Genomic DNA, 21,160 nt, shown 5'->3' with positions numbered 1-21,160 from the left:
TTCGGAAATAGCTACAAGCTGCAAGCCACAAGCTTCAAGAGGAGCCGCTCTTATTTGCAGCTTGCCGCTTGAAGCTTGCGACCGCGGTTATTTGATTGCGCCAAACAACCAGGGCTGGCTCTGCCGGTGTTTGCCTTCGAAGGCCTTGATCGCCTCCTGGTCCTGCAGGGTCAGGCCGATATCGTCCAGGCCGTTGAGCAGGCAGTGCTTGCGGAAGGCGTCGACTTCGAAGCCGTACTGCTTGCCGTCGGGGCGGGTCACGGTCTGTGCCGCCAGGTCGATGGTCAGTTGGTAGCCTTCGGTGGCTTCGCACTGCTGGAACAGTTCGTCGACCTCTTCTTCCTTCAGGATGATCGGCAGCAGGCCGTTCTTGAAGCTGTTGTTGAAGAAGATGTCGGCATAGCTCGGCGCGATGATGGTGCGGAAGCCGTACTCTTCCAGCGCCCACGGCGCGTGCTCGCGCGACGAGCCGCAGCCGAAGTTCTCGCGCGCCAGCAGCACGCTGGCGCCCTGGTAGCGCGGGAAGTTCAGCACGAAATCCTTGTTGACCGGGCGCTTGGAGTTGTCCTGGTTCGGCTGGCCGACGTCCAGGTAACGCCATTCGTCGAACAGGTTCGGGCCGAAGCCGGTGCGCTTGATCGACTTGAGGAACTGCTTGGGAATGATCTGGTCGGTGTCGACGTTGGCGCGATCCAGCGGACAGACCAGGCCGGTGTGTTGGGTAAAGGCTTTCATCAGTCGTTTCCTCAGGCCTGGATCAGTTCGCGTACATCGATGAAGCGGCCGGTGACGGCTGCCGCCGCGGCCATCGCCGGGCTGACCAGGTGGGTACGCCCGCCGGCGCCCTGGCGGCCCTCGAAGTTGCGGTTGGAGGTCGAGGCGCAGTGCTCGCCGCTGCCCAGCTTGTCCGGGTTCATCGCCAGGCACATGGAGCAACCCGGCTCACGCCATTCGAAACCGGCCTCGATGAAGATCTTGTCGAGCCCTTCCTGCTCGGCCTGCGCCTTGACCAGGCCGGAGCCCGGCACCACCAGCGCCTGCTTGATGGTCGCGGCGACCTTGCGGCCCTTGGCCACGGCGGCGGCGGCGCGCAGGTCCTCGATCCGCGAGTTGGTGCAGGAGCCGATGAACACGCGATCCAACTGGATGTCGGTGATCGGCTGGTTGGCGGCGAGGCCCATGTACTTCAGGGCGCGGACGATGGAGTCGCGCTTGACCGGATCGGCCTCGACGGCCGGGTCCGGCACACGCTGGTCGACGGCCAGGACCATCTCCGGCGAGGTGCCCCAACTGACCTGCGGCTTGATGTCCTCGGCGCGCAGCTCGACCACGGTGTCGAAGTGCGCGTCGGGGTCGGACACCAGGTCCTTCCAGACCTCCACGGCCTTGTTCCAGTCGTCGCCCTTGGGCGCGAACGGGCGGTCCTTGACGTATTCGATGGTCTTCTCGTCGACGGCCACTAGGCCGACCCGGGCGCCCGCCTCGATGGACATGTTGCAGATGGTCATGCGGCCTTCCAGGGACAGGTCGCGGATCGCGCTGCCGGCGAACTCCAGGGCATGGCCGTTTCCGCCGGCGGTGCCGATCTTGCCGATCACGGCGAGCACGATGTCCTTGGCGGTCACGCCGAACGGCAGCTTGCCTTCCACGCGCACCTGCATGTTCTTCATCTTCTTGGCCACCAGGCACTGGGTGGCGAGCACGTGCTCGACCTCGGACGTGCCGATGCCATGGGCCAGCGCACCGAACGCGCCGTGGGTGGAAGTGTGCGAGTCGCCGCAGACCACGGTCATGCCCGGCAGCGTGGCGCCCTGCTCCGGGCCGACCACGTGGACGATGCCCTGGCGCACGTCGTTCATCTTGAATTCGAGGATGCCGAAATCGTCGCAGTTCTCGTCCAGGGTCTTGACCTGGATACGCGAGACTTCATCGGCGATCGCCTCGAGGCCGCCCTGCCGCTCGGTGCGGGTGGTCGGCACGTTATGGTCCGGGGTGGCGATGTTGGCGTCGATGCGCCACGGCTTGCGGCCGGCCAGGCGCAGGCCCTCGAAGGCCTGCGGCGAGGTCACCTCGTGGAGGATGTGGCGGTCGATGTAGATCAGCGACGAACCGTCGTCGCGCCGCTTCACCTCGTGCATGTCCCAGAGCTTGTCGTACAGCGTCTTGCCGGCCATTCGGATATACCCTCATCAGCGTCTTTCTATGCCAAGGGCAATAGCCCTTGCGCTTATGTGGGGAATGCTATGATTCCGGCACGAATAACTCAAATTCATATTTTTTATCCAAAGCATTCCAGCAAGGAATCCTTCTTTTAGTTGCAAACCACAAGCCTCAAGCCGCAAGTCAAAGCGGCTTTTTCTTGTGGCTTGCGGCTTGCCGCTTGGAGCTCTCGTATGGATCTCGCCAGCCTGAACGCCTTCATCGCCATCGCCGAGACCGGCAGTTTCTCGGAAGCCGCCGAGCGCCTGCACCTGACCCAGCCGGCGGTCAGCAAGCGCATCGCCGGGCTGGAGCAGCAGCTCAAGGTGCGTCTGTTCGACCGCCTGGGCCGCGAGGTGAGCCTTACCGAGGCCGGCCGCGCGCTGCTGCCACGGGCCTACCAGATCCTCAACGTGCTGGACGATACCCGCCGCGCCCTGACCAACCTCAGCGGCGAGGTGAGCGGTCGGCTGACCCTGGCGACCAGTCACCATATCGGCCTGCATCGCCTGCCTCCCCTGCTGCGCGCCTTCACCCGCGCGCATCCGCAGGTGGCGCTGGATATCCAGTTCCTCGATTCGGAAGTGGCCTACGAGGAAATCCTCCATGGCCGCGCCGAACTGGCGGTGATCACCCTGGCGCCGGAAACCCATCCGCCGGTCCAGGCGGTGCCGGTATGGGACGACCCATTGGACTTCGTCGCCGCCCCCGAGCACCCGCTGGCGCGCGGCAACGCGATCAGCCTTGCCGACGTGGCGCGCCATCCGGCGGTTTTTCCCGGCGACAACACCTTCACCCACCATATCGTTCGGCGCCTGTTCGAAGCGGAGGGCCTGACACCGAACATCGCCATGAGCACCAACTACCTGGAGACCATCAAGATGATGGTTTCCATCGGCCTGGCCTGGAGCGTGCTGCCGCGCACCATGCTCGACGACCAGGTCGTGCGCCTGCCGCTGCCGGGCCTCCAGCTCAGCCGCCAGTTGGGCTATATCCTGCACACCGAGCGCACCCTGTCGAACGCGGCGCGGGCCTTCATGAGCCATCTGGACGGGCAACGTCACGTCCCAGCCTGACCCCCGGAAACGAAAGGGGCGCCCGAAGGCGCCCCCAGTCTTGCCACGGTCTTCCCGAATCAGTTTTCCAGAGCCGGCCGCTCGGTATTGATCGGGATACGCTTGGGCTTGGCCTCTTCCGGCACGATGCGCTCCAGGTCGATGTTCAGCAGGCCGTTCTGCAACGCCGCGCCCTTGACCTCGATATGGTCGGCGAGGCGGAACGACAGCTTGAAGGAGCGCTGGGCGATACCCTGGTGCAGATAGGTAACGCCTTCGTTGCCCTTGTCGCGCCTGCCGCCACTGACGGTCAGCACGCCACGTTCGACCTGCAGCTCCAGGTCGCTGTCCTGGAAGCCGGCAGCGGCGATGACGATGCGGTACTGATCGTCGCCGTGCTTCTCGACGTTGTAGGGCGGGTAGGAACTGGCCTCGCCATTGCGCAACGCCGACTCGAACAGATCATTGAAGCGGTCGAAGCCGATGGATTGACGGAACAACGGAGCCAAGGAAAGTACATTGCTCATAACGATTCTCCTGAGATTTCAGCGAGTGGTTGATGGCGGGACCCGACTTCGGCATCCCGACAATCGACTAGTTAGGGTCGCTGGACAGGATTTCAAGGGCACGCTCGGCTCAGGCCGCCGCCTCCAAACGCACCCCGAGCAAGGCATCGATCCGCAGGCAATCGTTCTCGCGGCGGATCGCATCGAACAGCCGCACCGCCTCGGGATAGCTGCGGGTCAGCAGGCCGACCCACTGCTTCAGCCGCCCCGGCGCGTAGCGCGGCGACAGCTTGCGCCGGGCCTGCAGCCAGAAGTCACCGATCAGCGGCAGCAATTCCGCCCAGCTCATCTCGACGACCGGCCCGCCGGCCTGCGCGGCGGCGATCTGCCGGGCCAGGTCCGGGCGCGCCACCAGGCCACGGCCGAGCATCACGTCATCCACGCCGCTCACCGCGCGGCAGCGCTTCCAGTCGTCCAGGGTCCACACTTCGCCGTTGGCGATCACCGGCACCCTGACCGCCTCCTGCACCCGCGCCACCCACTCCCAATGCGCCGGCGGCTTGTAGCCTTCGACCTTGGTGCGCGCATGCACCACGATCTGCTGCGCGCCGCCCTCGGCCAGCGCGCGTGCGCAATCCAGGGCGTCGTCCTTGTGGTCGAAGCCGAGGCGCATCTTGGCGGTCACCGGGATCGCCGCCGGCACGCTGCGGCGCACCTCGCGGACGATGGCATGGAGCAGTTCCGGCTCCTTGAGCAGCACCGCGCCGCCACGGGACTTGTTCACCGTCTTGGCCGGGCAACCGAAGTTGAGATCGACCACCGGCGCGCCCAGCTCGGCGGCAAACGCGGCGTTGTCGCCCAGGCAGACCGGATCGGAGCCGAGGAACTGCACGCGCATGGGCGTGCCGGCGGCGGTCCGCGCACCGGCGAACAGCTCGGGAGCGAGCTTCTGGTAGGTCGAGGCCGGCAACAGGCGGTCGCAGACCCGGATGAATTCGGTCACGCACCAGTCGATTCCACCGACGCGGGTCAGCACGTCACGGAGGATTTCGTCGACCAGGCCTTCCATCGGTGCCAGGGCGATTTGCACAGCAGCAAGCTCGGGAAAATTCAGGGCGGCGATTGTAGCGAAGGTTCGCAGCCCGGATGAAATCCGGGGAGAAGTTTCCCTCTCCTCCCGGATTGCACCCGGGCTACGTCAGGCGGATCAGAGCTGTAGCGGATAGGGCTCCAGCAGCGCCGCCCCGTAGCCTTCGACGAACTCCGCCGGCATGCGCCTGGGCTTGCCGGTCGACAGTTCGATGCACACGAAGGTGGTCTGCGCGCGCAGCAGGGTGGTGGCATCGGCCGGGCGGATCAACTGGAAGCGACGGGTCATCTTCAGACGATGATCGGACTCGACGATCCAGGTACCGATCTGCAACTCGTCGTCCTCGTAGGCGCTGGCCAGGTAGTCGATCTCGTGGCGCAGCACCGCCATGGCACGGTCCAGCCGGCGGTACTCGACCAGATCCAGCCCCAGGCTCTGCGAGTGGCGCCAGGCGCAGCGCTCCATCCAGGTGACGTAGGCGGCGTTATTGGCGTGGCCGAGGCCGTCGATGTCATCGGCGGCGACCTTGAGGTCGATGGTGAAGGGCGTCGGCAAATCCCAGTTCATGCGTGATGCTCCAGGCTGCTGGCCAGCTCGCAGGCTTCGGCGGCCAGTTGGGTGATCTGGTCCCAGGCGCGGGCGCGGATCAGGTTGGCCGGCGCCACCCAGGTGCCGCCGACGCAGGCGACGTTGGGCAGGCGCAGGAAACTCAGCAGGTTGTCCGGGGTGACGCCGCCAGTGGGACAGAAGCGGATACCGGTGAACGGCCCCTTGAAACTCTTCAGCATCTTCACGCTGGCGTTGCCGTTGGCCGGGAACAGCTTCAGCGAGCGGTAGCCGTACTCCAGCGCCAGCAGCACTTCCGAGGGCGTCATCACGCCCGGCAGATAGGGCAACCCGGAATCCTCCGCCGCCGCCGCCAGACGCTCCGTGCAGCCGGGGCTGACGGCGAACTGGGCACCCGCCTCGCGCGCCTCGAGGAACTGTTCGGTGTGGATCAGGGTGCCGGCGCCGACCAGAACCTCCGGCAACTCCTTGCGGATCGCCGCCACAGCATCCAGCGCGCGCGGTGTGCGCAGGGTCACTTCCAGCACGCTCACACCACCGGCGTGCAGCGCACGAGCCACGTCGAGCGCCAGGCTGACATCCTCGATCACCAGCACCGGCAGCACCGGGCGGGCCTGTTGCAGCACCTCATCCATCCTCAGGGTCATGCTCTTCACTCCACGCAATCCCACGACAGCGTCGAAGCGCCCTGATCGGCCGGTCCGACCAGATGGCGCTGCGCCGCGAACAATTCCAATCCATAGCCGGCGGCCAGCCCGACGGGAGCGACGGCCGCCTCACGACTCCGAAGGACGTCATCCTCCACTTCCAGACGCAACACACCCTGGCGCGCGTCCAGCTCGATCCAGTCACCATCGCACACCTTGGCGAGCGGCCCGCCGCCAGTGGCCTCCGGGGTCAGGTGCAGGGCGCCGGGCACCTGGCCGGAAGCGCCGGACAGGCGCCCGTCGGTGACCAGCGACACCTGCTGCCCCGCCTGTTGCAGGTTGGCCAGCAGCGGCATCAGCTTGTGCAGCTCGGGCATGCCATTGGCACGTGGGCCTTGGAAGCGCACCACCAGGACTAGGTCACCGGTCAGTTCGCCCGCCGCATAGGCGGCCTGTACCGCCGCCTCGCTATCGAACACCCGCGCCGGCGCCCTCACCCGCCAGTGCGCGGGGTCGACCGCCGAGGTCTTGAGCATGGCGCGCCCGAGGTTGCCGCGCAGCAGCACGAAACCGCCATCGGCCACGAACGGCCGGTCGATGCGGCGGACGATATCCGGCGCCGGACTCTCCGCCGGCAGATCGCGCCAGGCCAGCCTCCCCTCCTCCAGCCAGGGTTCGCGGGCGTAATCCCGCAGGCCCTCGCCGGCGACGGTGGGCACCTCGCCGTGCAGCAGCCCGGCGCCGAGCAGTTCGCGGATGATCCATGCCGGCCCGCCGGCGGCCTGGAACTGGTTCACGTCCGCCGCGCCGTTGGGGTAGACCCGCGCCAGCAACGGAACCACCTTCGACAAGGCGGCGAAATCCTCCCAGGCCAGCTCGTAACCGGCAGCCCGGGCGATGGCCGGCAGGTGCAGGCCATGATTGGTCGACCCGCCGCTGGCCAGCAGGGCCACCACGGCATTGATCAGCACCCGCGCATCGACCTGCTCACCCAGCGGCAGGTAGCGCTCGCCCTGGCGGCTGTTACGCGCCACCAGACGCGCGGCCTCGTCGGTCAGGGCATCGCGCAACGGCGTGTGCGGATGGACGAAAGCGCTGCCCGGCACGTGCAGCCCCATGGCCTCCATCAGCAACTGGTTGGTGTTGGCGGTGCCATAGAAGGTGCAGGTGCCGTCCTGGTGATAAGCAGCCTGCTCGGCGGCCAGCAGTTCGTCGCGGCTGGCTTCGCCGCGCACGAAGCGCTGGCGGACCGCCGCCTTCTCCTTGTTGGCCAGCCCGGAGTGCATGGGGCCGGCCGGCACGAATACCGCCGGCAGGTGGCCGAAGGTCAGCGCGCCAATCAGCAGGCCGGGGACGATCTTGTCGCACACACCGAGATACAGGGCGCCGTCGAAGATGCCATGGGTCAGGCCGATGGCGGTCGCCTGGGCAATCAGGTCGCGGGAGAACAGCGACAACTGCATGCCCGCCTCGCCCTGGGTGATGCCGTCGCACATGGCCGGCACCCCGGCGGCGAACTGCGCGGTGGCGCCAACCCCGGCCAGCGCGGCCTTGAGGCGCTCCGGGTAGTCGCGCAGTGGTGCGTGGGCGGACAGCAGGTCATTGTAGCTGGAGACGATGGCGACGTGCGGCGCACCGCCCTGCTTCATGATCAGGCGCGCGTCATCCGGCTGCGCGGCCAGCGCGTGGGCCAGGTTGGAACAGCCCAGCTTGCGCCGCGGATCGCGCTCGGCGGCCTCGCGCAGGCGCTCCAGGTAACGCTGGCGGCGGACGCTGGAACGCTGCTCGAGGGCAGCGGTGACCTGTTCGACGACGGGATGCGGCATGACGATTTCCGATGACGGACTACTACCCGGCAGTGTAACGGTTCGGGACTCGTTTCGATCATTCGGGACGCCAGGTCGGATGCATGGCGTTCCACGCAGGGTGGGCTTCAACCCACCAAGCGGACCATGCTGGCGGGCTGAAGCCCACGTAGGTGCCAGGTCTGTCAGGGTGCCCAGTAGATACGCAGCGGCTGGCGCACCTGCCAGGCCAACGCGTGAATGGGCAGATCGCGACTCCGGGGCTCGTCGAGCAGCACCGCGTCGAGCAGTTCGCGCTTGCACTCTCCGAAGGCCAGCAGTCCCAGCCAGCCGCTGTCGCACAGCATGCTCAGGTTCAGCGACAGGCGCTGGCGTGGTTCGCTCGGCGCCAGGCCGGGCAATGCACCGGGCTGCGCTTGCGGGTCCAGCGCGGCGGCCAGCCCAGGCATGCCGGGGAACAGCGAGGCGAAGTGGCCATCCTCGCCCATGCCCAGCAGCACCGCCGCGAAGGGATGCCAGCCGCCCAGGTGTTGCGCCCAGCCGATGGCGGCCGCTTCCGGGGCGGAAGCCTGGCGCGGATCAAGGCAATGGGCCCGTGGCAGGCCAGCGCTCAGCAACCGCCAGTTGCTGGCCGGATCATCGCTCGCCACCCAGCGCTCATCCGTCGGGCTCAGGTCGACCCTGTCCCAGTCCAGCGCCTGTCCGCGCAACAGCGGCAACAAGAGCTGCGGGCTGCTGCCACCGGGCAACAGAAGGCCGGCGCGCGGCCTCGTCGCCAGGGTCTGGCGCAGTTGCAGACCGAGATCGTCGGCCAGTTGGCGGACACAGCTTTCACGATCGGGAAATGACAACAGCGAGGGGGATATCGTCATGGGGACTCATCGATGCAGCGGATGCCCCGATGATGCGCCATCGCGGCGCCCCACCCAAGCCCACCGGCGCACCCTACGGAGCAGGGCCGCCTGCAGATGCCGGGAGCAGAAAACAAAAAGGGCCATTCACATTGGAATGACCCTTCGAAACTCCCGCAGGGCGGGAAAATGGCGTCCCCTAGGGGACTCGAACCCCTGTTACCGCCGTGAAAGGGCGGTGTCCTAGGCCACTAGACGAAGGGGACGAAACCTTCGATGAACAAGGCCAGCACGGGGCTGGCCTTGTGTGGTGATTGGTGGAGCTAGACGGGATCGAACCGTCGACCTCTTGCATGCCATGCAAGCGCTCTCCCAGCTGAGCTATAGCCCCGGATTTTGCGTCTCTCGACGTGCAGTGCGAGCACTGCGTGAAGTGGCGTCCCCTAGGGGACTCGAACCCCTGTTACCGCCGTGAAAGGGCGGTGTCCTAGGCCACTAGACGAAGGGGACAAATCCTTCAATCAGACCGAACGCGCTGGAATTCGTTCGGCGGCAAACTTGGTGGAGCTAGACGGGATCGAACCGTCGACCTCTTGCATGCCATGCAAGCGCTCTCCCAGCTGAGCTATAGCCCCGTCGCTTGGACGGGGCGCATATTAGGGGCGCACCTGCGGGCTGTCAACAGAATTTTTCCACCGCAGTGAAAAATTTTCGTCGTTAGAACAACCACTTACCCCATAACGACTCAAGCGATGCCGGCCAGGAGTTTCTCCCACTCCTTGGTTTCCTTCTTCGATACCCCGCCAAGCAGCTCGACGGCCTGGCGCAGGCGGAAGCGCGACAGATCGGCGCCGAGGATTTCCATGGCGTCGAGCACCGACACCGAGCTGGCCTGCCCGGTGATCGCCGGGAATATCAGTGGCATCACGTCGCGCAGCTTCAGCTCCAGATGCTCGGCCACCGCCTGGATGCACGCGGTGATCCTGTCCTTCTCCCACTGGCGCAGCGCTTCCAGCTTCCAGAGGATCAGTTGCAGCACCTGGCGCACCTGGTCGGGCGACAGCTTCTTGTGCTCGAACAGCTTGGCATCGAGGGTCACGCCACCGGTAAAGAAGAAACCGGCCAGCGGGGCGATCTGGCTGAAGGTTTCCACCCTGCCCTGCACGTGCGGGGCGATCTTCATCAGGTAATCGCTGTTGAAGGCCCATTTCTGCACCTCGGCGGCGAAGCGCTCCAGCGGCAGCTCGCGCAGCCACTGGCCGTTCAGCCAGGAGAGCTTTTCCAGGTCGAAGATCGGCCCGCCCAGGGAAACCCGCGACAGGTCGAAGTGCTCGATCATCTCGGCCAGGGAGAATTTCTCGCGCTCGTCGGGCATCGACCAACCCATGCGGCCGAGGTAGTTGAGCATCGCCTCGGGCAGGAAGCCCATGCGCTGGTAGAAGGTGATCGAGGTGGGGTTCTTGCGCTTGGACAGCTTGCTCTTGTCCGGATTGCGCAGCAGCGGCATGTAGCAAAGCGCCGGCTGCTCCCAGCCGAAATATTCGTAGAGCTTGATCAGCTTGGGCGCCGAAGGCAGCCACTCTTCGCCACGCAGCACGTGGGTGATGCCCATCAGATGGTCGTCCACCACGTTGGCGAGGAAGTAGGTGGGCAGGCCGTCGGCCTTCATCAGTACCTGCATGTCCATGCGGTCCCACGGGATCTCGACGGTGCCGCGCAGCATGTCCGGGACTTCGCAGATGCCCTCGCTGGGCACCTTCATGCGCACCACGTGGGATTCGCCCGCGGCGATGCGGCGCTGCGCCTCGGCCGGATCGATGTGCAGGCAGTGGCCGTCGTAGCGCGGGGTTTCCTTGTTGGCCATCTGCTCGGCACGCACCTTGTCCAGGCGCTCGGCGGAGCAGAAACACGGGAAGGCGTGGCCCTTGGCGACCAGTTCGTCGGAGTACTTCTTGTAGATCTCGCCGCGCTCGCTCTGCCGGTAGGGACCGTGCGGGCCGCCGACGTCCGGGCCCTCGTCCCACTCGATGCCGAGCCAGCGCAGGGCGTCGAAGATCTGCTGTTCGGACTCGCGGGTCGAGCGCAACTGGTCGGTGTCCTCGATGCGCAGGATGAACTGGCCGCCGTGCTGCCGTGCGAAACACAGGTTGAACAGGGCGATATAGGCGGTGCCGACGTGCGGATCGCCAGTGGGCGACGGCGCGATGCGGGTGCGAACAGTGGTCATGGAAGTCTCTCGAAAAGAGGGGCGAAACGAAGGATGGATCAAAGGCGCGATGTTATCAGGCGGACCGACGCCGGCTCCAGCACAAGGCCCTCGCCCACCGGCAGGCTGCCCATGAGGAAATCGAGGAAGGCCTTGACCTTCATCGCCTGGAAACGCCGCGACGGGTAGATCGCATAGATTTCGCCGGAAGGCAGTTGCGCCTGCGGCAGCAGTTGCACCAGCGTCCCGTCCTCCAGCGCCTCCTCGCAGATCATCGCCGGCAGTCCGCAGATACCGGCCCCGGCGATCGCCGCCTCGCGCACGAAGGTGATGTTGTTGCAGAACAGCACCCGCTGGCAGGGCACGTTCTCGCTCAGCAGCGGCCAGTAGCGCTGCGAGTCGCTGGGCAGCAGGATCGCCCGATGGCCGGCCAGGTCGGCGGTCGCCAGCGGCGTGCCGTGGGCTTTCAGGTAGCCCGGGCTGGCATAGAAGCAGCGCCGGCTCTCGAACAACTTGCGAGCGATCAGTGTGGAGTCCTGCGGCTGGCCGAGCGTGATGGCGATGTCCACGCCCTCCTCCACCACGTCCACGTTACGCGAAGTAAGCTCCACTTCGGCGGTGATCTGCGGGTATTGGCGCATGAAGGCGCCGAGCACGCGGCCGAGGAACAACTGGCCGAACTCGATCGGCGCGGTGATTCGCAGCAGCCCCGCCGGTTCCTGCTGCAACTGCATCACCGCCTGCTCGGCCTCGGCGAAGTCCAGCATGATCTGCCGACAGCGCTCGTAGTAGGCCTGGCCCACCTCGGTCAGGCGCAACTTGCGCGTGGTGCGGTTGAGCAGCCGCACGCCGAGACGCTCTTCGAGCAGGGCGATCCGCCGGCTGACCGTCGACTTCTGCATGCCCAGCACCTGGGCGGCAAGGGTAAAGCTGTGGCACTCCACGACGCGCGTGAACACCAGGGCATCATCCAGCCCCATTATTGTTCCCCATAAGCAACAAAGTTTCCGGAGTGTAGCGGCTACTGACTTGCATGGAACACTGTTAAATTTCCTCACACTTTTGCCCGCCTTTCGAGCATCCGCATGCCTGCCCAACTGCAACGCCGCCTGACGATCTTCCTCGCCCTCCTCGGCCTGGTCGCCGCCGCCCTGCTCGCCCACTGGTTCTTCGTCAGCCGCTTCGTCGAAACCACCGACAATGCCTATGTGCAGGGCGAGATCACCCGTGTATCCAGCCAGCTCGCCGCGCGGATCGACGAAGTGCTGGTGCACGACAACCAGCACGTGGAGAAAGGTCAGTTGCTGGTGAGGCTGGAAGCCGACGATTTCCGGCTCGCCGTCGAACGCGCCCGCGCCAACCTGGCCACCCGCGAGGCAGAGCGGACCCAGGCGCAGAGCAAGCTGACCCAGCAGGCCAGCCTGATCGCCGCCAGCCAGGCGGACCTCGCGGCCAGCCAGGCGACCCTGGGCCGCGCCCAGCTCGACCTGTCCCGCGCACAGACCCTGCGCAAGCCTGGCTACGTCTCCGAGGAGCGCGTCACCACCCTGGTCGCCGACAGCCACGTGGCTCGTTCGCGGGTGTCCAAGGCGCAGGCCGATCTCGACGCCCAGCGCCAACAGGTCGACACCCTGAATGCCGAGCTCAAGCGCCTCGACGCGCTGCTCGCCACCGCCCGCGCGGAACTGGCCCAGGCCGAGCTGAACCTGTCGCGCACCGAGATCCACGCGCCGATCAGCGGCCTGGTCGGCCAGCGCTCCGCGCGCAACGGCCAGTTCGTGCAGGCCGGCGCCTACCTGCTGTCGGTGGTGCCGGACGAGGACATCTGGATCCAGGCCAACTTCAAGGAAACCCAGATCGGCCGCATGCACGCCGGCCAGCCGGCCGAGCTGGTGTTCGACAGCTTCCCCGACACGCCCATCGAGGGCCGCGTGGACAGCCTGTTCGCCGCTTCCGGCGCGCAGTTCAGCCTGCTGCCGCCGGACAACGCCACCGGCAACTTCACCAAGGTGGTGCAACGCATTCCGGTGAAGCTGACCTTCTCCGCCGACAACCCGTTGCGCGGCAAGATCCGTCCCGGCATGTCGGTGCTGGTCAAGGTGAGCCTGAAGGCCGAAGCCAGTGGCGGCTGATGCGCTGATCCGCCCTACCGCCGAACCCACGCGCCGCGACTGGATCGCGGTGATGAGCGCCATGCTCGGCGCCTTCATGGCGGTGCTGGACATCCAGATCACCAACTCCTCGCTCAAGGACATCCAGGGCGCGCTGTCGGCCACCCTGGAAGAAGGTTCGTGGATTTCCACCTCCTACCTGGTGGCGGAGATCATCATGATCCCGCTCACCGCCTGGCTGGTGCAGTTGCTGTCGGCGCGGCGCCTGGCACTCTGGGTGTCGCTGGGCTTCCTGGCCTCCTCGCTGCTCTGCTCGATGGCCTGGAGCCTGGAGAGCATGATCGTGTTCCGCGCCATGCAGGGCTTCACCGGCGGCGCGCTGATCCCGCTGGCCTTCACCCTGACGCTGATCAAGCTGCCCGAGCACCACCGCGCCAAGGGCATGGCGCTGTTCGCCATCACCGCCACCTTCGCGCCGTCGATCGGACCGACCCTGGGCGGCTGGCTGACCGAGAACTGGGGCTGGGAATACATCTTCTATATCAACATCCCGCCGGGCCTGCTGATGATCGCCGGGCTGCTCTACGGCCTGGAGAAGAAGGCACCGCACTGGGAACTGCTGAAGACCACCGACTATGCCGGCATCGTCACCCTCGGCGTCGGGCTGGGCTGCCTCCAGGTGTTCCTCGAGGAAGGCCACCGCAAGGACTGGCTGGAGTCGCAACTGATCGTCGGCCTGGGCAGCATCGCCCTGGTCAGCCTGATGCTGTTCGTCATCCTGCAACTGTCGAAGCCCAACCCGCTGATCAACCTGGGTGTGCTGCGCGAGCGCAACTTCGGCCTGTCGAGCATCTCCAGCGTCGGCCTGGGCATCGGCCTGTACGGTTCGATCTACGTGCTGCCGCTCTACCTGGCGCAGATCCAGGGCTACAACGCGCTGCAGATCGGCGAGGTGATCATGTGGATGGGCATTCCCCAGTTGTTCCTGATCCCGCTGGTGCCCAAGCTGATGAAGGTGATCAGCCCGAAACTGCTGTGCGCCGCCGGTTTCGGCCTGTTCGGCTTCGCCAGTTTCGCCTCCGGGGTACTCAACCTGGACTTCGCCGGCGAGCAGTTCAACCATATCCAGATCATCCGCGCCCTCGGCCAGCCGCTGGTGATGGTGACCGTCTCGCTGATCGCCACCGCCTACATCCTGCCGCAGGACGCCGGCTCGGCTTCGAGCCTGTTCAACATCCTGCGCAACCTCGGCGGCGCCATCGGCATCGCCCTGCTGGCCACCCTGCTCGACAGCCGCGCCAAGGTGTATTTCGACTACCTGCGCGAATCCCTGGTCCCGAGCAACCCGCAGGTCGCCGAACGCCTGGCGCTGCTCACCGAGCGGCTCGGCAGCGAGCAGGCCGCGCTCGGCAAGCTCAGCGAAATCGCCCACCAGCAGGCGGCGATCATGGCCTACAACGACGCCTTCCACTTCATCGGCATCGCCCTCGGCGTCAGCATGCTCGCCGTACTGCTGACCCGCCCTCTGCCGCCCGGAACCACCGGCGGCGCGGCCCATTGAGCTGATTTCGTAGGGTGGGCTTCAGCCCACCAGGCAACGCTCGGCTCCGCTCGGTGGGCTGAAGCCCACCCTACGGGAGTGGTATCGGCATCAGACTTGCAACAGACGCTCGCGCAGCGCATGGATCTCGTCGCGCACCTGGGCGGCGGCTTCGAATTCCAGGTCGCGGGCCAGTTGCATCATCTTTTCTTCGAGCTGGCGGATGCGCTTGGTGATCTCGCTCGGCGAACGCAGCTCGTTTTCGTAGCGGCCGCTCTCCTCCGCCACCTTGGCGATGCTCTTGCGCTTGCCGCTGCGCGAGCCGGGCACGGTAGCCCCCTCGAGGATGTCGCGAACATCCTTCTTGACGCCCTTCGGCACGATGCCGTGGGCCTCGTTGAAGGCGATCTGCTTGACGCGGCGCCGCTCGGTCTCGCCGATAGCGCGCTGCATCGAGCCAGTCATGTTGTCGGCATAGAGGATCGCCTTGCCGTTGAGGTTGCGCGCCGCGCGGCCGATGGTCTGGATCAGCGAGCGCTCGGAACGCAGGAAGCCTTCCTTGTCGGCATCGAGGATCGCCACCAGCGCGACCTCCGGCATGTCCAGGCCCTCGCGCAGCAGGTTGATGCCGACCAGCACGTCGAAGGTACCGATGCGCAGGTCGCGGATGATTTCCACCCGCTCGACGGTCTCGATGTCCGAGTGCAGGTAGCGCACCCGCACACCGTGATCGGCCAGGTAGTCGGTGAGGTCCTCGGCCATGCGCTTGGTCAGGGTGGTGACCAGCACCCTCTCGGCGACCGCCACGCGCTTGTGGATCTCCGAGAGCAGGTCGTCGACCTGGGTGGTGGCCGGGCGCACCTCGACCTCCGGGTCGACCAACCCGGTGGGGCGCACCACCTGTTCGATCACCCGCCCGGCGTGATCGGCCTCGTAGGGCCCAGGCGTGGCGGACACGAAGATGGTCTGCGGGCTCGCCGCCTCCCACTCCTCGAAGCGCAGCGGCCGGTTGTCCAGCGCCGAGGGCAGGCGGAAGCCGTATTCCACCAGGGTTTCCTTGCGCGAGCGGTCGCCCTTGAACATCGCGCCGATCTGCGGAACCGTGACGTGGGACTCGTCGATCACCAGCAGCGACTCGTCCGGCAGGTAGTCGTAGAGGGTCGGCGGCGGCTCGCCCGGCGCCCGGCCGGAGAGATAGCGCGAGTAGTTTTCGATACCGTTGCAGTAACCCAGCTCCAGGATCATCTCCAGGTCGAAGCGGGTGCGCTGCTCCAGGCGTTGCGCCTCGACCAGCTTGTTGTTGGCACGCAGCCATTCCAGGCGCTCGGCCAGTTCGAGCTTGATCGCGTCCACCGCGCCAAGCAGCGTTTCGCGCGGGGTGACGTAGTGGCTCTTCGGGTAGAAGGTGAAGCGCGGCAGCTTCTTGATCACCTCGCCGGTCAGCGGATCGAAGGCCGCCAGGCTCTCCACCTCATCGTCGAACAGCTCGACGCGGATGGCCTCCAGCTCGGACTCGGCCGGGAAGATGTCGATCACATCGCCACGCACGCGGAAGCTCGCGCGGGCGAAATCCAGGTCGTTGCGGGTGTACTGCAACTCGGTCAGGCGGCGCAGCAAGGCGCGCTGGTCCATTTTGTCGCCACGGTCGATGTGCAGGACCATCTTCAGATACTCCTCCGGGCTGCCCAGGCCGTAGATGGAGGAGACGGTGGCGACCACGATGGCATCCGGCCGCTCGATCAGCGCCTTGGTCGCCGACAGACGCATCTGTTCGATGTGGTCGTTGATCGAGGCATCCTTCTCGATGAAGGTGTCGGAGGACGGCACATAGGCTTCCGGCTGGTAGTAGTCGTAGTAGGAAACGAAGTATTCCACTGCGTTGTGCGGGAAGAACGCCTTGAACTCGCCGTAGAGCTGCGCCGCCAGGGTCTTGTTGGGCGCCAGAACCAGGGTCGGGCGCTGCACCTGGGAGATCACGTTGGCAATGCTGAAGGTCTTGCCGGAGCCGGTCACGCCGAGCAGCGTCTGGTGCGACAAGCCTGCCTCGAGCCCCTCGACCATCTGGCGAATGGCCTCCGGCTGGTCGCCGGCAGGCTGGAATCTGGTCACGAGCTGGAACTGGGACATGGCTTACCTCGATGAAGGGGGCTCGCTCGCCGGTCGCATTCCGGACACAGGGACCACCCCGCCTAAAAACAGTGGCAATCAACGACTGTGACGCACTCCGACAGACTACGTCAAAAGCAGAGTGTCGCGGACGACGGAACCGGCGATGAAGACGCACCGCCCTTTTCAGCCGTTTCTCGCGCAGAACGCCTGTATTTCAGACGTTTTCACTGTCGCCGCGCACCCCCGGGACCGCTATACTAGCGCCCCGTTTAGGCGCCCCCCAACGCTCGCTGACGGGGGGCACATGGCCCCCACCCTCACCTTCGAGCTGCCGCATTCATCATGAGTCTCTTCTCCGCCGTCGAAATGGCTCCGCGCGACCCCATCCTGGGCCTCAACGAAGCATTCAACGCCGACACCCGTCCGACCAAGGTCAACCTGGGTGTGGGGGTCTACTACAACGAAGAAGGTCGAATTCCGCTGCTGCGCGCCGTCGCCGAGGCCGAGAAGGCCCGCCTGGCCGCCCATGCGCCGCGCGGCTACCTGCCGATCGAGGGCATCTCCGCCTATGACCAGGCCGTGCAGAAACTGCTGTTCGGCGCCGATGCCGCGCTGATCGCCGAAGGTCGCGTAGTCACCACCCAGGCCCTGGGTGGCACCGGCGCGCTGAAGATCGGCGCCGACTTCCTCAAGCGCCTGCTGCCGGACGCCGTGGTCGCTATCAGCGACCCGAGCTGGGAAAACCACCGCGCGCTGTTCGAATCGGCCGGTTTCCCGGTGCAGAACTACCGCTACTACGATCCCTTCAGCAACGGCGTCAACCGCGGCGGCATGCTCGAAGACCTGCGCAGCCTGCCATCTCGCTCCATCGTGGTGCTGCACGCCTGCTGCCACAACCCGACCGGCGTGGACCTCAAGCTCGAGGACTGGAAAGCCGTGCTGGAAGTCCTGCGCGAGCGCGAGCACGTGCCTTTCCTGGACATCGCCTACCAGGGGTTCGGCGACGGCATCGAGCAGGACGCCGAAGCGGTGCGCCTGTTCGCCGAATCCGGGCTGCAGTTCTTCGTATCCAGCTCCTTCTCCAAGTCCTTCTCGCTGTATGGCGAGCGAGTCGGCGCTCTGTCCATCGTCACCAACTCGCAGGAAGAAGCCAGCCGCGTGCTGTCCCAGGTCAAGCGGGTGATCCGCACCAACTACTCCAACCCGCCGACCCACGGCGCCACCGTCGTCGCAGCGGTGCTCAACAGCCCGGAACTGCGCGCCTTGTGGGAAGAAGAGCTGGGCGAAATGCGCGACCGCATCCGCAGCATGCGCCTGGCCATGGTCGAGCAACTGGCGGCATTGGGCGCCAAGCGCGATTTCGGCTTCGTTGCCGAGCAGCGTGGCATGTTCTCCTACTCGGGCCTGACCGTCGAACAGGTCGAGCGCCTGAAGACCGAGTTCGGCATCTATGCGGTCGGCACCGGACGCATCTGCGTCGCCGCACTGAACAGCCGCAACCTCTCTGCGGTGACCAGCGCAATCGCCCGGGTCCTGTAAAAACGACGAGGGGAAGTCGGCAAGACTTGACTTCCCCTTTTTAATCAGTAGGATACGCACCGTTGTTCCGCGATAGCTCAGTCGGTAGAGCAAGTGACTGTTAATCACTGGGTCCCTGGTTCGAGTCCAGGTCGCGGAGCCAGATTCAAAAGCCCCAGGTGGAAGCCCGGGGCTTTTTGTTTGCCGGTACTGAACTCTCACCAGGGACTACGTCCCAGGTTATTCGGCCACCCCTTCGGGGCCGCGCTGAAGCGCGTTCGGCTGACGCCGTCGAGTCCAGGTCGCGGAGCCAGATTCGAAGCCCCAGGTGAAAGCCTGGGGCTTTTTCGTTTCTGGTGGGTTTGCCGCGTAGGGTGGGCTTTAGCCCACCATCCAGGCTCGAACTCTGTGCGGTGGGCTAAAGCCCACCCTACGTTTACGTTCAGTCCAGAATGCAAAAAGGCCGGTCATTCGACCGGCCCATCCAGCACGACTCGCAATCAGTTGATCGTCAACTTATCGCGATTCTTATCCAACGTCGCCGCGCCAATCCCCTTCACCTCCAGCAGTTCGTCCACCGCAACGAACGGACCGTTCGCCTCGCGGTATTCGACGATAGCCTCGGCCTTGGTCGCCCCGATACCAGTCAGCTCACGCTGCAGGGTTTCGGCGTCGGCGGTGTTGAGGTTCACTTTGCCTTCGACCACATGCACAGCAGCGGCAGAGCTACCAGCCCGAACCTTGGAGGGCTCGGCCGCCACAGTGGCTACGGAGAGAGTTGCAAAAACAGCGAACAGCAGAGAGGAAACGCGTCCCTTGAACATATTGAAGCTCCATTTCATCAGTTGACATCGGCGCGGCTATTCCGCGCATTCCGAACCTAGCCCCAACCGGACCCGGCATCAAAGCTCCGGGTCCTGAAACTTTGAAGCGCGTCGCAAATGAATCCAGTCGACGATATCTCCCTCCGGGGCATAGCCACTCACCGCACCATGCAGCAACTCCCTGACCCGCACATAATCATCACCCTCGATGGCCTGCAGCAGCGCCTCGAGTACTGACTTCAAGGCATCCCAGGACAGATGCTCTTCGTTGGCCCGCATGATCATAGGATGCTCGGTGCTACTGACGTTATCGCCGATCAACAACTCCTCGTAGAGCTTCTCGCCAGGGCGCAGGCCGGTGAACTCGATGGCGATGTCGCCATGAGGGTTCTTTTCCGAGCGCACGCGTAGCCCGCAAAGGCGAATCATCCTCTCAGCCAGCTCGACGATCCTTACCGGGCGGCCCATGTCCAGCACGAAGACATCCCCTCCCTGCCCCATCGCGCCCGCCTGGATGACCAACTGGGCAGCCTCGGGAATGGTCATGAAATATCGGGTGATGCCCGGGTGTGTCACCGTCACCGGACCGCCGCGCAAGATCTGTTCCTGGAAGCGCGGAATCACCGAGCCGGAAGATCCCAGTACATTGCCGAAACGCACCATGGTGAAACGGGTCTTGTTGACCCGGTGCAGGCCATCCCGATCATCGAACATCACCGGAGCGGGCTCGCGACTCAGGGCCTGCAACAGCATTTCCGCCAGTCGCTTGGTGCACCCCATCACGTTGGCCGGGCGCACCGCCTTGTCGGTCGAAACCAGCACGAAGTTCTCCACTCCCGCCCGTACCGCTGACTGAGCGGTGTGCAACGTCCCGATCACATTGTTCAACACACCCTCGGCGATGTTTTGCTCGACGATCGGAACATGCTTGTAGGCGGCGGCGTGATAGACAGTGTTCACCTGCCAGGTATGCATCAGTTCGTGCAGACGCCCCGGATTACGCACCGAGCCCAGGACAGGTATCAGGCGTATCGCAAGCCCCTCGCGTTCGACTCTTCGAATCAAATCGGCATGAATGCTGTACAGGTTGAACTCGCTATGGTCCAGCAACAACAGGACCTCGGGGGCGCAGCCAAGAATCTGCCGACATAGCTCTCCGCCGATGGAGCCTCCTGCCCCGGTGATCATCACCGAACGTCCACGGATACAGCGCTCGAGCAGCGCCTGCTGTGGAGGCACCGCATCGCGCCCGAGCAGGTCCGCGATATCCACCTCCTGGATGTCATCGACCCGAACCCGGCCACTGGCGAGTTCGCTGACATCCGGCACGGTGCGCACGTGCAAGGGAGTGTCCTCCAGCATCTCGAGAATTTCCCGGCGCCGCGCCCTTGAAGCCGAGGGAATCGCCAGGAGAATTTCCTGCGCCCCGGTACGCTCGATCATTCGCTGGATATGGGCAGGCTTGTAAACCAGTAGCCCGGCGATCACCCGGTAGGCCAGGCTCTCGTCGTCGTCGACGAACGCCACCGGACGCATCACCCGCCCCGAACGCAGGGCCGCCACCAACTGGTTGCCCGCCCCACCCGCGCCATAGATAGCCACCTTGCGCAGGCCATCCTCCTGCCGCCCAGTGATGAAGGGAAACTGCTGGCTGGCCACGTACCAATCGCCCAGGAAGTACTGCCGCATGGCCAGGCGTAAACCGCCAATCAGCATCAGGCTCAACCACCAGTAGTTGAACACCAGGGAGCGCGGAACCACGACAGGCGCTTCCCTATACAGGTAGAGCAGCAAGGCAAGCAGCAGGACGGAAAGGGTGACCGCCTTGAAAATGGCGAGCAGCGCATCGTTGCCGAAGTAGCGCATGACTGCCCGGTACATGCCGAGACGAATGAAGATCGGAATGGAAACCAGCGGGGCAACGGCGAACAGCCAGAAATGATCACCGAAAGGATCGATGGGGCCATCGAATCCCAGGCGCACAACGAATGCCAGCCACAGCGCCAGCCAGATCAATACGACATCCGTGGCGACCTGCAACATGCGCTTGTGGTGGCGCGGCAAACCCAACAGGGTGGAACGCAGTGAGTCGATCATTTGTTGTTATTGCTCACTTAACGGCTGTCCATTCT

The 21,160-nt window shown here is 65.2% G+C and carries 17 protein-coding genes and 5 tRNA genes; 5 read left to right on the top strand and 17 right to left on the bottom strand.

The features are described 5' to 3' along the window. Nucleotides 1-87 precede the first annotated feature (87 nt). Complete coding sequence (gene leuD, locus PSEWESI4_RS20350) at nt 88-735, bottom strand: 3-isopropylmalate dehydratase small subunit (protein WP_187673048.1); 648 nt, start codon at nt 733-735, stop codon at nt 88-90. An 11-nt stretch (nt 736-746) separates the two neighbouring features. Next, nucleotides 747-2,174 (bottom strand): 3-isopropylmalate dehydratase large subunit, encoded by a 1,428-nt coding sequence (gene leuC, locus PSEWESI4_RS20345; protein ID WP_187673047.1) that lies wholly within the window; start codon nt 2,172-2,174, stop codon nt 747-749. A 219-nt stretch (nt 2,175-2,393) separates the two neighbouring features. On the opposite strand from leuC, the gene PSEWESI4_RS20340 reads away from it, so the two are divergent. After that, nucleotides 2,394-3,275 carry a LysR family transcriptional regulator gene (locus PSEWESI4_RS20340; protein WP_187673046.1) on the top strand — a complete coding sequence of 294 codons (882 nt, stop codon included), beginning with the start codon at nt 2,394-2,396 and terminating at the stop codon, nt 3,273-3,275. A 59-nt stretch (nt 3,276-3,334) separates the two neighbouring features. Here PSEWESI4_RS20340 and PSEWESI4_RS20335 read toward each other — a convergent pair whose 3' ends face one another. The 12 genes from PSEWESI4_RS20335 to PSEWESI4_RS20280 all read right to left on the bottom strand — a co-directional run bounded on the left by PSEWESI4_RS20335 (nt 3,335) and on the right by PSEWESI4_RS20280 (nt 11,906). Next, entirely contained in the window at nt 3,335-3,781 is a 447-nt protein-coding gene (locus tag PSEWESI4_RS20335) for an Hsp20 family protein (protein WP_187673045.1), read from the bottom strand. 109 nt (nt 3,782-3,890) lie between these two features. Continuing rightward, complete coding sequence (locus PSEWESI4_RS20330; protein ID WP_187673044.1) at nt 3,891-4,850, bottom strand: tRNA dihydrouridine synthase; 960 nt, start codon at nt 4,848-4,850, stop codon at nt 3,891-3,893. A 117-nt stretch (nt 4,851-4,967) separates the two neighbouring features. Then, nucleotides 4,968-5,417: an acyl-CoA thioesterase gene (locus PSEWESI4_RS20325; protein WP_187673043.1), complete on the bottom strand. Its 450-nt coding sequence runs from the start codon at nt 5,415-5,417 to the stop codon at nt 4,968-4,970. Next, nucleotides 5,414-6,064 carry a bifunctional 4-hydroxy-2-oxoglutarate aldolase/2-dehydro-3-deoxy-phosphogluconate aldolase gene (locus tag PSEWESI4_RS20320; RefSeq protein ID WP_187673042.1) on the bottom strand — a complete coding sequence of 217 codons (651 nt, stop codon included), beginning with the start codon at nt 6,062-6,064 and terminating at the stop codon, nt 5,414-5,416. The genes PSEWESI4_RS20325 and PSEWESI4_RS20320 overlap by 4 nt, the downstream gene beginning before the upstream one ends. 5 nt (nt 6,065-6,069) lie before the next feature. Continuing rightward, nucleotides 6,070-7,890 (bottom strand): phosphogluconate dehydratase, encoded by a 1,821-nt coding sequence (gene edd, locus PSEWESI4_RS20315; protein WP_187673041.1) that lies wholly within the window; start codon nt 7,888-7,890, stop codon nt 6,070-6,072. A gap of 164 nt (nt 7,891-8,054) precedes the next feature. Then, nucleotides 8,055-8,741 (bottom strand): 6-phosphogluconolactonase, encoded by a 687-nt coding sequence (locus tag PSEWESI4_RS20310; protein WP_187673040.1) that lies wholly within the window; start codon nt 8,739-8,741, stop codon nt 8,055-8,057. 169 nt (nt 8,742-8,910) lie between these two features. Next, nucleotides 8,911-8,986: transfer RNA gene (locus tag PSEWESI4_RS20305), tRNA-Glu, on the bottom strand. 49 nt (nt 8,987-9,035) lie between these two features. Next, nucleotides 9,036-9,111 (bottom strand) — tRNA-Ala (locus PSEWESI4_RS20300). A gap of 43 nt (nt 9,112-9,154) precedes the next feature. Further along, nucleotides 9,155-9,230, bottom strand: a tRNA-Glu gene (locus PSEWESI4_RS20295). A gap of 49 nt (nt 9,231-9,279) precedes the next feature. Beyond that, nucleotides 9,280-9,355: transfer RNA gene (locus PSEWESI4_RS20290), tRNA-Ala, on the bottom strand. 110 nt (nt 9,356-9,465) lie between these two features. Beyond that, the gene (gltX, locus tag PSEWESI4_RS20285; RefSeq protein ID WP_187673039.1) at nt 9,466-10,947 is read right to left on the bottom strand and encodes a glutamate--tRNA ligase; all 1,482 of its coding nucleotides are present in this window, start codon (nt 10,945-10,947) and stop codon (nt 9,466-9,468) included. Between the two features lie 38 nt (nt 10,948-10,985). Beyond that, a complete protein-coding gene (locus tag PSEWESI4_RS20280; protein ID WP_187673038.1) occupies nt 10,986-11,906 on the bottom strand; it encodes a LysR family transcriptional regulator in 921 nt (306 codons plus the stop codon). Nucleotides 11,907-12,011: 105 nt separating this feature from the next. Here PSEWESI4_RS20280 and PSEWESI4_RS20275 point away from each other — a divergent pair, with 105 nt between their 5' ends. Both PSEWESI4_RS20275 and PSEWESI4_RS20270 read left to right on the top strand, forming a co-directional pair. After that, a complete protein-coding gene (locus PSEWESI4_RS20275; protein WP_187673037.1) occupies nt 12,012-13,058 on the top strand; it encodes an HlyD family secretion protein in 1,047 nt (348 codons plus the stop codon). Further along, nucleotides 13,048-14,598, top strand: a complete 1,551-nt coding sequence (locus PSEWESI4_RS20270) for an MDR family MFS transporter (protein ID WP_456243226.1) — start codon at nt 13,048-13,050, stop codon at nt 14,596-14,598. Before PSEWESI4_RS20275 ends, PSEWESI4_RS20270 begins: the two co-directional genes overlap by 11 nt. A 90-nt stretch (nt 14,599-14,688) precedes the next feature. Here the strand turns inward: PSEWESI4_RS20270 and uvrB are convergent, their stop codons facing one another. Next, nucleotides 14,689-16,704: an excinuclease ABC subunit UvrB gene (gene uvrB / locus PSEWESI4_RS20265; RefSeq protein WP_187673036.1), complete on the bottom strand. Its 2,016-nt coding sequence runs from the start codon at nt 16,702-16,704 to the stop codon at nt 14,689-14,691. A 324-nt stretch (nt 16,705-17,028) separates the two neighbouring features. Between uvrB and PSEWESI4_RS20260 the strand changes: the two genes are divergently transcribed. Next, nucleotides 17,029-18,225, top strand: a complete 1,197-nt coding sequence (locus PSEWESI4_RS20260; RefSeq protein ID WP_187673035.1) for an amino acid aminotransferase — start codon at nt 17,029-17,031, stop codon at nt 18,223-18,225. Nucleotides 18,226-18,291: 66 nt separating this feature from the next. Continuing rightward, a tRNA-Asn gene (locus PSEWESI4_RS20255) sits at nt 18,292-18,367 on the top strand. A 337-nt stretch (nt 18,368-18,704) separates the two neighbouring features. Here PSEWESI4_RS20255 and PSEWESI4_RS20250 read toward each other — a convergent pair. Together PSEWESI4_RS20250 and PSEWESI4_RS20245 are read right to left on the bottom strand one after the other, a co-directional pair. Further along, nucleotides 18,705-19,028: a ComEA family DNA-binding protein gene (locus PSEWESI4_RS20250; RefSeq protein ID WP_187673034.1), complete on the bottom strand. Its 324-nt coding sequence runs from the start codon at nt 19,026-19,028 to the stop codon at nt 18,705-18,707. A gap of 78 nt (nt 19,029-19,106) precedes the next feature. Further along, a complete protein-coding gene (locus PSEWESI4_RS20245; RefSeq protein WP_187673033.1) occupies nt 19,107-21,125 on the bottom strand; it encodes a polysaccharide biosynthesis protein in 2,019 nt (672 codons plus the stop codon). Between the last annotated feature and the right edge of the window lie 35 nt (nt 21,126-21,160).

The sequence above is a fragment of the Zestomonas carbonaria genome (genome assembly GCF_904061905.1).
GTDB classification, from domain to species: Bacteria; Pseudomonadota; Gammaproteobacteria; order Pseudomonadales; family Pseudomonadaceae; genus Aquipseudomonas; species Aquipseudomonas carbonaria.
Note: the sequence above shows the minus strand (reverse complement) of the source record. Positions and strands in the feature narration are given on the sequence as shown.

Excerpts from the sequence above, each read along its gene's own strand:
- PSEWESI4_RS20325 (WP_187673043.1), bottom strand. The coding sequence starts at position 5,417 with ATGAACTGGGATTTGCCGACGCCCTTCACCATCGACCTCAAGGTCGCC.
- PSEWESI4_RS20260 (WP_187673035.1), top strand. The coding sequence starts at position 17,029 with ATGAGTCTCTTCTCCGCCGTCGAAATGGCTCCGCGCGACCCCATCCTG.
- PSEWESI4_RS20250 (WP_187673034.1), bottom strand. The coding sequence starts at position 19,028 with ATGTTCAAGGGACGCGTTTCCTCTCTGCTGTTCGCTGTTTTTGCAACT.
- PSEWESI4_RS20310 (WP_187673040.1), bottom strand. The coding sequence starts at position 8,741 with ATGACGATATCCCCCTCGCTGTTGTCATTTCCCGATCGTGAAAGCTGT.
- PSEWESI4_RS20340 (WP_187673046.1), top strand. The coding sequence starts at position 2,394 with ATGGATCTCGCCAGCCTGAACGCCTTCATCGCCATCGCCGAGACCGGC.
- gltX (WP_187673039.1), bottom strand. The coding sequence starts at position 10,947 with ATGACCACTGTTCGCACCCGCATCGCGCCGTCGCCCACTGGCGATCCG.
- edd (WP_187673041.1), bottom strand. The coding sequence starts at position 7,890 with ATGCCGCATCCCGTCGTCGAACAGGTCACCGCTGCCCTCGAGCAGCGT.
- PSEWESI4_RS20335 (WP_187673045.1), bottom strand. The coding sequence starts at position 3,781 with ATGAGCAATGTACTTTCCTTGGCTCCGTTGTTCCGTCAATCCATCGGC.
- uvrB (WP_187673036.1), bottom strand. The coding sequence starts at position 16,704 with ATGTCCCAGTTCCAGCTCGTGACCAGATTCCAGCCTGCCGGCGACCAG.
- leuC (WP_187673047.1), bottom strand. The coding sequence starts at position 2,174 with ATGGCCGGCAAGACGCTGTACGACAAGCTCTGGGACATGCACGAGGTG.
- PSEWESI4_RS20320 (WP_187673042.1), bottom strand. The coding sequence starts at position 6,064 with ATGACCCTGAGGATGGATGAGGTGCTGCAACAGGCCCGCCCGGTGCTG.
- PSEWESI4_RS20280 (WP_187673038.1), bottom strand. The coding sequence starts at position 11,906 with ATGGGGCTGGATGATGCCCTGGTGTTCACGCGCGTCGTGGAGTGCCAC.
- PSEWESI4_RS20245 (WP_187673033.1), bottom strand. The coding sequence starts at position 21,125 with ATGATCGACTCACTGCGTTCCACCCTGTTGGGTTTGCCGCGCCACCAC.
- leuD (WP_187673048.1), bottom strand. The coding sequence starts at position 735 with ATGAAAGCCTTTACCCAACACACCGGCCTGGTCTGTCCGCTGGATCGC.
- PSEWESI4_RS20275 (WP_187673037.1), top strand. The coding sequence starts at position 12,012 with ATGCCTGCCCAACTGCAACGCCGCCTGACGATCTTCCTCGCCCTCCTC.